The sequence below is a fragment of the Nostoc sp. FACHB-133 genome, from assembly GCF_014698055.1.
GTDB lineage: Bacteria > Cyanobacteriota > Cyanobacteriia > Cyanobacteriales > Nostocaceae > Nostoc.
The window spans coordinates 24,914-36,384 of record NZ_JACJSH010000066.1 but is presented as its reverse complement, the minus strand read 5'-3'; the positions used below and the strand labels follow the sequence as shown (position 1 = coordinate 36,384).

The 11,471-nt window shown below is 39.7% G+C and carries 6 protein-coding genes; 2 read left to right on the top strand and 4 right to left on the bottom strand.

Annotated features, from left to right (window positions below; translation table 11 throughout):
- The 3 genes from H6G86_RS31970 to H6G86_RS31960 all read right to left on the bottom strand — a co-directional run.
- On the bottom strand, positions 1–2,748 hold a 2,748-nt coding region (locus H6G86_RS31970; protein WP_242065078.1), incomplete at its 3' end, for a DUF3854 domain-containing protein.
- A gap of 815 nt (positions 2,749–3,563) precedes the next feature.
- Positions 3,564–3,836: a fertility inhibition FinO-like protein gene (locus H6G86_RS31965; protein WP_190937695.1), complete on the bottom strand. Its 273-nt coding sequence runs from the start codon at positions 3,834–3,836 to the stop codon at positions 3,564–3,566.
- A gap of 11 nt (positions 3,837–3,847) precedes the next feature.
- A complete protein-coding gene (locus tag H6G86_RS31960) occupies positions 3,848–5,353 on the bottom strand; it encodes a helix-turn-helix domain-containing protein (protein ID WP_190901106.1) in 1,506 nt (501 codons plus the stop codon).
- Positions 5,354–5,903: 550 nt separating this feature from the next.
- Between H6G86_RS31960 and H6G86_RS31955 the strand changes: the two genes are divergently transcribed.
- Both H6G86_RS31955 and H6G86_RS31950 read left to right on the top strand, forming a co-directional pair.
- Complete coding sequence (locus tag H6G86_RS31955; RefSeq protein WP_190937694.1) at positions 5,904–7,880, top strand: protein kinase domain-containing protein; 1,977 nt, start codon at positions 5,904–5,906, stop codon at positions 7,878–7,880.
- A 147-nt stretch (positions 7,881–8,027) separates the two neighbouring features.
- A complete protein-coding gene (locus H6G86_RS31950) occupies positions 8,028–8,996 on the top strand; it encodes a hypothetical protein (RefSeq protein WP_190901093.1) in 969 nt (322 codons plus the stop codon).
- On the opposite strand, the gene H6G86_RS31945 is transcribed toward H6G86_RS31950, so the two are convergent.
- Positions 8,957–11,470, bottom strand: a complete 2,514-nt coding sequence (locus H6G86_RS31945; protein WP_190937692.1) for a CHAT domain-containing protein — start codon at positions 11,468–11,470, stop codon at positions 8,957–8,959. The two genes, H6G86_RS31950 and H6G86_RS31945, sit on opposite strands and share 40 nt — an antisense overlap.
- Position 11,471: the final 1 nt, after the last annotated feature.

Sequence of the window (11,471 nt, the reverse complement as noted above, 5' to 3'; positions counted from 1 at the left end):
TTCAAAAATTTCATTAGGGTCAAGGTAATCTTTGCTCTGACGGGCACGGTACTCGCTCAAAGTAATATTCTTAGCCTTGGCAACAGCCGAATTGTGGGCACGATCCAAAGCTTGTGCTGCTGCTTTAAGACTTTCGAGAGATTGAGGATCTGAATCATTTCCCACATATATAAATGTATTGCCCATTTCTGTGAGAAGCTCACGCAAATCATCACGCAGATTATTGAGAGAATAGTGGCGGTTAGCCAGAATTTGACAATAAGCCTCAAGCGCCCAATCTTTCTCTGCACCCCGCTTACCCGTTTCTCTGTCAATCCGCAACAGAAAAGCTGTCATTTCATTGGTTTGGAGCAAGCGCTCTTTAATCTTGGTAGCATTGGTATCCTTGTAACCAAAGGGAGGACGTGGGGCCACCCAAATATGAAATGGGACTTTTGGACGATAACGGTAAAGCTGTTGGGCGCATTCAGTAGCAGTTTGGGAAACGCCGTGAAACACACCAAATACTAAGTCAAAATGATATTCAGAAATATCAACACCAGTACCGAGACTGGGAGAGGTGAACAAGGCATCAAAGTTTTTGACGGCGTTGGTGATATCTTTGATGAAAGCGACATTCTCATCACTGCCAGAATTATCTGAATGAACCGACCAAATGCGGTATGAAGTCCTACGGGCTGGGCAAGGGGTAAGGGGTAAGGGGGAAAGGGCGGAGGAGGAATCTGTTAATTCTTCCTTTTCCCGGTTACTGAGCGCAGTCGTTGGCGTAGCCTCTCCAAGAGTTGTATCCCCTTTAACATGCACCCCGCCAAGTTCACTTGGCGAACTACTAGATTCTTCGTACTTGATAGTAAAGGATTTGTCGAGTTTTTTGATAAAACGCTTACTGTCACTTGCAACCATGACTTTCTCACCAAGCATTAGCGCTGCCGAGATTTGGGCGACTAGAGCGCTTGAATTATCCCCCTCGTACCAATAAATTGTGCGTGAACCGTTTCGCCATTCGTTTTTAATGATGTAAGGTACTTCACCTCTTGGTCGCATTGCAAGAAAGAAGTTTACCGTTAAATCATCCATGTGTGCATCGGCAATCACCACTAACGGCGCGTTGTATACTATATATTCCAGTACCTCCAAAATGGCGGCGCGATGTTGTTTGCAAGTATTACTGTGCAGTAGGTGGGTAAGGTATTGGCAGGCTTCATCTATAAATATGCAGCCGTAAGTGAGAGACTGAGTATTCAGCTTATGCAAGCTGTCGATAGTAATACTAAGGGCTTGAGCCTGGGCTAAACCTGTGTAACCCAAGTCTGAATACATCGCCGTCTGCAAACGTTCGGCAAGATTTTTCAACAAGTTAACCCGATGTCCATTGTTGAGGAACCGCGCATCAGGATTTTGGTCACGCCACCAGCGCATAAGTTCAGTTTTACCAGTGCCCATGTCGCTCCAGAGTACGACTAGTCCTGATTTTGGGAAATTGAAGCTAGGGGATTTCTTCGATTTGGATGAATCAACTCCGCCAGAATCCGTAGACTTCTTCTTTCTTTGATGTCCTTTAATAGATGGCGTGAAAAGTTGTTCCTTTTCAAGATCATAAAGCTCAGGCACTCTCAAGCATTTTTCTTCAAGTTCAGGAATGCACAAAGCCTCAGAAAGATACTTGACATTAACAGTGACATCTGGCTGGTACTTGCTTAACCCCCATTTTTTAGCCCGATACGAGCGCTTGTAATCAGCAAGTGATTTAGCATCATCGATGATTGCGGTTAGTAGAGCGTTAGCATCTTCGCCCCGCGCCACAACAAAATCATCAACACCTTTCTCTGGACCTGGTAACAGCGCAACTTCACATTCAGAACCTGCCGATTCGATTGCTTTTGCAGTGCGAACAGTGGCTTGAAACACCGACCACCTGGTTTTAGAAGAAGTTTCGTAATCAAATAATATAATGAACTTGCGTCCCGCCTGAGCCATTGGTACTAAGTCAGGATGCAACCGTTCATCAAAATCTTGTTTGCCCACGCGCCCGTTCCAGATTCCAGGGAGTGCGATCGCTACAAACCCCAAAGAGAGCAAGCAAGCGGCTTTCTTCTCCCCTTCGCATAAGATAATTGGAATCTCTGGATGCTGTTTCACCCACTCCCAAAATATTAGTGGATTGAGTTTATCCAACAGGCGCAGCGCTAAAAGTGAATGATAGCGCTTAATTAAATAACGCTTTGCAACTCTGTCCCAGATGGGGTTAGCGACATCGAAGTAGGTAACACGGTTGGGAGTTTTGGGGGGTGACTCGTATTTGACGGGTTTCCCTTTTTGCCAATCAATACGGGGGAAGTTCGGCTTAATCCGCCCCCACTCCATCGGTTGCCAGTTCTTGAATGGGTCAAGTGACTGAATCCACGTCCCACCTAGTAATAGATGCTGATACATTTTTATGTATCCATCTGTTACCCGACCCGCATTCTTACGTGGGATTTTATCAGATATGAACAGGAAATCATAAACTGATTCTCCCTCAACGTGGAAAAAGTTGCGCTTAATCAACGCCGGATGAATGGCGCTACCAGCTAACAACTCATGGTATTCCGCTGCCGTGAGATTGTTTGGATATTCAGTTGGAGAGGCTGCGCCTGGGTCAAGGGTAAGGGGCAAAGGGGAAGGGGAGGAAGAATTTGTTAACTCTTCCCCATCCCTTTTCCCTTTTCCCTTTAACCTTTCCCCCGCAATATCCGGGGTATTATTCATCGGTTCTCCCCTCGGAATTCCTTAGAGAGAACTCTTTCAAGCTGTGAAACTCTTGCTCTAGCCTGGATATTCCGAAAATTTCCCTTCGTCACAGCACAAAATTGCCATGCGAAAGCTGCACTCGACCCCATGCGCTCTACTACTGCGCTCTTGGGGCGTTCTCTGTTTTTCACTATATTTTCCCCTGATAACTTGGTTGACAAGTTCAGAGGGGGTTGCATCAGTTATCAGTTATCAGTCAACAGTCAACAGTTATCAAAGACTCTGACTGATAACTGGTAACTGGTAACTGTTATTCGCGCTGCTACTGCTTTATGCTACAAAATTCAGAATCTTTCTTAATCAAACTTAACCTATTTAAATCTTTTGAATTTCAACAGCAAAAATTACCACACGAAACGCACCAGTTTCGTGTGGCTTCTCGTATAATACGAGAAGCAGCGTGGACTCAATCTCTTTTTACCAGTCAGTGGAAACAAGTCGCCAAACTTTAACTACCACTGCTTTGGTTGCTTTGAGATAACCCCGCTCTAAAATTATTCGGTTTTTGAGCCTTGGACAAAGCGCCTACTCTCTAGTGGCATTTTGTCCTTTAAATTTTTGGTGTTGTTGTGTATCTCCCTCCATTTGTTGTTCGTTTTGATCTTACAGAACTTCTGGTCGTCTGGTATCTAACGTCGTTTTGATTTTTACTTGTGACCTCCATATTTGCTAAGGATTGCTTTATGGGTAATCGAGGGTTGGTAGCACCTCTTTCTGTGTAGGGTGTGATTACCCTGGCTCAAGCAGTACCAGGCGTGGCTGTTGCTTCTGGTTTAGGCTTGCGCTGAAAAACTTACTTGTATATTATTAGGTTTATCCAATACGAACCTATTGTCTGTTTGCTGACCGATTTGAAGAGTGATTGTTGCTATACATTGGGGGTAATTACTAGCAGTGTCAGTCAATTTCTTCCAAACTTTGGGTTTTGTGACTGAAATGATTTGTCCGTCACAGTCAATATCAAATTGCTGCCAGCTATTCTCCAGTATCTCGGCTTGAGGAAGTTCGCTGATTTTTGTGGTAATCTCTAGTTTTCCTGTAATCATAGATACCTCTGTTATGATGCGATTGGGAAATTGGATGAAGCTTTGGATGTGTATACCCACCCTTGTGGATCTGTTTTAATATACTTTTTCACTACTGGTTCTAAATTAAAGCTGATTTCCTCTGTAATAGGGTCTTTAATAGTTTCAATTAATGAGTGTTTTTCAAGTACCTCTAATGCCTTAATTAGCTCAAATTTTGAAACTGACGTTTGTGGTTCACGATTCATATCATTTAATAGTTTAGCAAAGCTGACGTATTGTGAATTTAAAGTTACTTCCTCTGTTAAATAAATCATAATTCGCTTCTGAATTCTGCTCAATAATTGACTAAATACATGATTCAGCATTTCTTGAAACTGGTCACTAACTAATGTAGTTGGGTTTTCAAAAAACTTTTCGGTGCTACCTCCAAAAAAGTGATGAATTCGATTAATTACTGCTTTTAATTCTGAAGGATTACCTCTATAAGTTTTAATTAAATCGTTGCATTTTTCTTGATCTATTAATCCTTTGCTAGATAAAAGCTGTAACGCAGCGTCTGCCTCTAACCCTTCAATTCTAAGAAAATCGATAGGTAATTCAGCTGCTATTAGACTCTCAATCTCATCAGGAAAAACTCGGCTAGTTATGATTACGCAGCTTTGACACAGCTCCTCTGTTAAGCGACGAAAAAATAATCCATAGTCTCGTCGATACTGAAAGTTACTTGTTTGAAATAAAGCTTCAGATGCATCCAATACGAGCAAGCAGCGACGTGATTGCAACTGCTTGATCAATATCGAAATCATAGACTGTGTATGCTCAGGCAAGCTTGAAGATATTTCTGTAGGTTGGATTAACTCTATCAAATCACCTACTAAGTCTTGAACTAATGGTGCGTGGGCCACCGATTTCCAGATTAAACAATCAAATCTAGGCTGAGACTCCAAACTAAGTTCTTCTAATAGTTTTGCTGCTAATGCGCTTTTGCCAATTCCTGCTGCCCCTACTAGCAATATGGATCTCTGCTTAATCGCTAACTCTTTTAAATGTATTAGTTCTTGTACACGACCATAGAAACTGGACACATCAGGTGATTTAGTACCAATCACTTGTATCCGATTCTTAGCAGGGTATGTTTGTTGTTCATGTATGGCATCTTGAAACTGATACTTTTTTGTTACTCGCTCTAAAAAATACCGCAAGCTTTGTTTTTCAACTCGTTCGCCATCTCCAATCGTTGTTGAAAGCATATTCCACAGGGGAGAGGCTACTCGTCGTTGCAAGTAGTTAAGACTATAAGTCGAATTGCTTGCTACATCCTTATACTCCTTTCCATCCCAAGCTGCTTTAATAACAAGAATCTCAGGCGGAGACAAGCGTTTGCGCCTTTCGGTTAACACTAAGTTGTCTACTACAGCCAAGGCATCTTCAAAAGTTACATCTGCTGAAAATCTTTGCCCTAAAACTTTCTGTTCTTTCACAAGAACAGAGGAAGCGTTAGTAGACTTAAGTCTTGATTCAGCACTAAAATCCATATCTTTATAATTTTTGTTAGTGTATTTATCTATGAGGATTTTTTATTGTAGATTAGAGCTAGCTCAAGTAAAAAGTATACTGCACCTCTAAAAATATACTGCACTTTTATGATACTTGAGCGTTGTTCATAATTGTTTACATTACACATTTATCATAATATTTTCTAATAAAACCACTTAGACCTTCAAATAGGTCAGCAACCCTTAGTTTCTTGCCGAGGTCTTTAGCTCGGATTTATCACTCGTTTTCTCAAACCCTTAAATAACGTAAATTCAGGCGTTTCACACTGGATCAAAATTTTTAGCTGTCAGAAATGACTGAAAGATATTTTGGGTAGAGGTTACGATGAATCTGATGCCTGCGGTAAGCGTAGCCATTGTGGGACTTGTGAGAAATGTGGGTTTAGGCAACTAAGGTTTAAGTTTTAGCTGACCAGACTACTAAATACTACATAAAGCTGACGATTATGAATACACATGTACAAAATAAATATTTACTAGGTAAGTCTTCATGTTTTAAACCCGGAGGAGGAAGGCGCGAGGAAGTTTTGTGAGTTACTGTATCAATCCCCTATGCTCTCACCGTCAAAATCCAGACAACGTTGAAAAGTGTGTATCATGTGGTACTTCACTACTGATTAATAACCGTATCCGTCTAGTCAAACCATTAAAAGCGCTTACTGATAATCCATACAACTACTTTGATGTTTTTGAAGTAGATGACACTGGTACTAAGTGGCATCCAGTTCGTGAACAACGAGTCATGAAAGTTCTAAAATGGAATACACCTAAGCTTGTAGAGTTAATTGAGCGGGAATCTCTCACGTTACAACTAATTCGACACCCAAAAATTCCTCGCAGTACTTTAGATGACTATTTTACTTTTGTTCCAAACAATAGTCTTCTAACATTACATTGCTTAGTTATGGATAAATTTGAGGGACAAAACTTGGAGGAATGGATAGAATTAAATGGGAAAATTTCACAATCTCTAGCATTAGAATGGCTTAAGCAGTTAGTTGAAATTCTTGATACAGTACACCGCTCTAATTTTTTTCATCGAGATATCAAACCTTCTAATATAGTTCTTCAGATAAATGGTCAACTGGCATTAGTTGATTTTGGTACTGCACGGCGAGTAACTGACACCTACCTAGCAAAAGTTAGTGGAAGTGGGGGAACTAGTGCAGGCAGGGGAGGAGTATATGAAATTACAGCTGTTGTCACACCTCGTTATACCCCTTTAGAGCAGATAAATGGACAAGCAGTACCTCAATCAGATTTTTATGCTTTAGGGCGAACTCTTGTACATTTAGTTAGTGGTATGTCACTAATGCGTCTGCCAACAGATAAGAGTACAGGAAATTTAATTTGGCGAGACAAGGCTTCACAGATAGACAGACCTTTCGCTGATTTTATAGAAGATTTAATGGCTCCCTTGCCAGGGCAACGCCCGCAAACTACAGGAGTAATTTTGCAGCGTTTGGAGCGTTTACCATTTAAATCAAAACTTAACCGACTAATTAAATCGAGGTTATTTAGAGTTGGTGTAGGCGTATTCGGGTTTTTAAGCATCGCTAGTTTGATATATGCGTCCCTACCTTTAGTAGCAAATTATTATCTAAATGAAGGTAAAAAAGCTCAACAACAAAATAGGTTTGAGGAAGCAAAAAGTTATTTTCAAAAAGCAGTTAATTTGAATAATAAGTTAAATCTTATAGTAGCAACCTCTTTTTTTGAGCAAGGTGAAAAATCACATAAAGAAAATCGTATTATAGATGCTGTAAAAGACTTTGAAGCAGCAGTCAAATACAATCCTAATTTAACTTATTCAATCTCTAAGTTCTACTTTGAGCAGGCTGATCGGCGCGGAATAGCTTTTGAAATTGCTAAAAAATACTATGTACTCGCTATCAAATTTAATCCTAAAGATGTAGTCATTTACAATAACTTGGCTTTAGTATGTCAAGACTTAGGTGATGACAAGTGCGTTAACGATAGTTATGAAACCCTGTTTAAATTAAAACCTAATGCTTGGGAAGGGCATTACGGATTAGGAAGTTTTTACGATGATCGAGGCGAATACACATTAGCAGAAATCCAATATAAATTGGCTATACAAAATAGCAACAAAGACGCACAACCCCTTAATAATCTATCAAGATTAAAGAATATAACTGGGGATTATAATGCAGCAGTTGGTTTAGCTCTAGAAGGCTTAAAAAAAACTAAAGATCCTGAAAGACAAGCTACTTTGTACAAGAATTTAGGGTGGGCGAAATTAGGGCAAAAGAAATATGGCGAAGCGAAGGAATATTTAGAAAAGGCGATTAAATTAGACTCTAAAAGAACAGATGCTTACTGCCTGCTAGCACAAGTACATGAAGTTTTGGGTGAAATTAATCATGCCAGGATATCCTGGGAAGTCTGCTTGGTTGCTGAGTCTAACCAGTTAGAGGTTCAGAAATGGAGAAAACAAGTATTAAAGCGGTTATTGGGAGATATTGTGCCGGAATCTTCACCATAGGCTTTTTTTTGTTCCCTAATCCCGTTATGCTACTAACTTAAAGATAACCAGACAATATTTTCAATGCCCAATCTAGCCACACCGGACTCAACAAACGAAGTAGGGAAAAAAGTCTCTAGAGTTCCATTGGTAACAATTGCATCAATAATGCTTCTATCAAACTCTGGCGGCGCATTGGCTCAACCCCAACTAGTAGCAAAGCGTGTCTGCATTAATGAAGTTGGTCGAATTATCAGCTCAGGCGATCGCTATCTAGCAGTCGGAAGTGAGATTTGTCTAGGAGATAAGATTAACCCAGCTAATGGAAGTACGGTTAAGGCTGTGTGCTATTCGAGTCGCCAGGTTTTAGAATTTCAGCAAGGTGCTGTTTTCGGTGTCTCAGGTATATGTACGCCGCAACAGGTTCAAGCAGAACGACGGCAATGTACACCTCTAAATCGGAATGTCTGTCCGAAGATGAAAGGGCCAAGTGAAGATCAAGATTCACTAAAGCTGATTACTCCCTACGGAAATATACTTTTAAATACCCGACCGACAATTTCTTGGCATCCTGTTAAGAATGCTACCAGCTATACAGTAGAGATCACTAGTTACGAATTTCACTGGGAAGCAGAAGTAAAAGATACTATACTGCCCTATCCAAAAAAACGAAAAGAATTGGAGTACAGTGCTGCGTATACAATTACAGTAACTGCAAATAAAGGTGACTCTCCTATTAATTCTCCTGGAAAGTTAGTAGTCCATGTATTGCCTGAAAGTGATGTTAAACAGGTTTTAGAGGAGGTGGATGTAATTAACAAATTAGGCTTATCTGCCGACGAAGCTGCTTTTCTCGATCTAGATATTATATATATGTCAAAAGGGTTTTTAAATGAAACAATTAATTCATTAAAAGCAAGAGTGGCAGCAGGCAGTAAAAATCCGACTCTGTTTAGAGTACTAGGAGATCGTTATTTGGATGCATGGTTACTAGATGAAGCTTTTCGTGAATATAAAATGGCAGAGTGGTTGGCGAAAAGTAGTGGCAACTCTAATGAATTAGCTCAGGTGCAGTCACGGCTAAAATTGATGAAATCTCAAAGCCAACCACCGATGAGGAGGAAACCTGCCCAATAGTAAGGGTGGGAGTAATCTGGATTTGATAACAAACTTAATTGTGCAAGACGTAGTGCCTCTGTTTTAGTTTTACCATCTTTCAACTCCTTGTAAAATTCTTTCATGAGCATAGCGGTAGATTTATCATCTACGCGCCATAAAGTTGCGACAGTACTCCTTGCTCCTCCTTGGGCTGCGATCCCAGCGATTCCTAATGCCGAGCGCTTATTTCCCTTAGCTGTCTCACAACCACTCAAAACCAATAACTCAATTGCATCTTCATTGATTTGATTTTTTTGTTTGAGTAAACTGTCAAACTCTAATAAGTTGATTGGCTTGTCCCAGCTAAAAAACATTGTCAGTTGAGGAACCGAATTAAATTGAGCATGAGTTGTTAAGTGAATAATCGGAAAAGTCTCTCTACTTACTTCTTTTATAAAACGCTTATAAGTGAATTCTTCATTGAGTAACGAGAGTGAAGAATTGGTTTGCTCTTTGACGTTTGCTATTTCTTCTACCACAGATGGCAGTTCTGTCAGGTATGAAGGAGCATTTGCGGCTTTGAAGCTGGGACTAGATTTAGAGAGTCCAGCAATTAAAGCTCTTAATTGTTTTCTAAGTAAAAGTTTGGGCTGCCGAACTTTAGAACCCAAAGTCTCAGCAATGTTGTAGTGTTTCAGTAAATAATCTTTTCCATCATGAAGCAAGCCCATAGGTAAACTTTGGAAAGATGTATCTAAAGTAAACACTAATGTTCCATCTTGGGGCAAATATTTCTTTATAGGTGCAATAAGCAAATTATAAAGTGCTTGAGAATAATCAAGAATAACCTGGATTTTAGTATTAGCAAAATTCTGATCCTGTAAAGTTTGTAAAAGATGATCTGCATGAAATTTCACTAACTTTGGAGCAACAGAGTGGTGGTGAACGGATTTGTCAGGTGACTGAACAACCACCTCTATACTATTGCCTAAATCAATAATGTGAATTACTGAAGGAATGCTATCTAAATTTTTCAAATCATTCAAAGCCACAAGATTTAGCTTGCCACATTGAAGATAATTTTCCAACTTTGCTATTTGCAGTCTTTCATTAGTCTGAATTATGCGCTCCAAATTAGGATTATAATCTGTTAGGAGCAATCGCATATAATCACGATACAAAGGCTCCACTTTTTCTTTGAATGAGAACTGTAAATCTGTATTATTTGACAAAAGATTATTGCGAACTTGAGTCACGTTTTCAATTGCGGCACTATAAGCTTGGAGAGCCTCTTTATATTTTCCCTGCTCCTTGTACAAAATTCCTAATTCATGCTGCCATTGATAGGCAAGATCCCATGCTTGAACTGATTGAGCCAATCCCAAAGCCTGTTCAAAATATGGTTGTGACCGCTCTAGTTTTAACTTTCCTAAAGTGCCAAAACTCTCTGACTGTAATCTCTGACTATTAGTGCTTTTAGCCTTTTCTAAAGCAGATTCAGCATACTCAATAGCTAGGGAATGGAACTGTTGTCCTGGAATTTTATTTAGACTTTTAGCGAAATTCAGCTTGGCATAAACAGAATAGGTGGTTGGTAGTTGAGAAAAGACCGAATTATTTTCCAACAGTAAAGCTACAGATGGCTGTATCTGTTGAGTGATTCTAGTACGAAGGGAGGCTAATTTTGTATTACCTGAATTGGACTCTACTACCAACCACTGATCAAAGTCCACCAGTAAGCTCAAGCGATGTAATTGAGCTTGCAATTTTATTTCTTTTGGAGCATTTGAGGTACTAATCACTTGTTGATAAATATCGAGAGACTCAAGTACCTGTTGTTGAATGAAAGTGACAAATTGTTTCTGGGAAATGGGTTCTTCTATTTCAGAATATTGATTCCGTGCTTGTTTGTAAATATCCTGTTTAGTACTACCTAATGAAAGCAGAATGCCACTAGTATCAATAGAAGGGATAAACTTAGCAGCAGATAATATTTCTGACAAAACTTTTTTTGATTCATCAAGCTTGCCTAACCGACGCAAGACTTCTCCTAAGTTGTGCAATCCGAGCAAATTTAGGGGTGAAGTAGTTTGCTTATTGATGGCTGCCGTCAGCAGTTTTTCCATATATTCAGTAGGTTGCTGTGGCGTATTGGCGCAAAGAGAAGTATTTGCATTTAACTTCAAAGCTGACAAAAGCGTATTACATGCACGAGGATATAAACCTAAAGTTTGTAGAGCAATGTTTTCATTGATTAAGCTTTTAGTAAGTAACTTTTGATCGTTTAGTTGACGGTAAATTGTTGTGGCTTTTTGCCAAGTTTCAAGGGCTGATGCTGCCTGACCTTGATTCAATTGATCGTAACCTTTTTGAGTCAACAATTGTGCCTGCTTTTGTTGTTGTGTTGCTTTATTTACCTCCTGAGCTAATATAAAGGATGGTTGGATAATAACTATGAATAAGCCGAGAATGACTAACAATAAATACTTGAACCAATACCGATATTTAAGCATT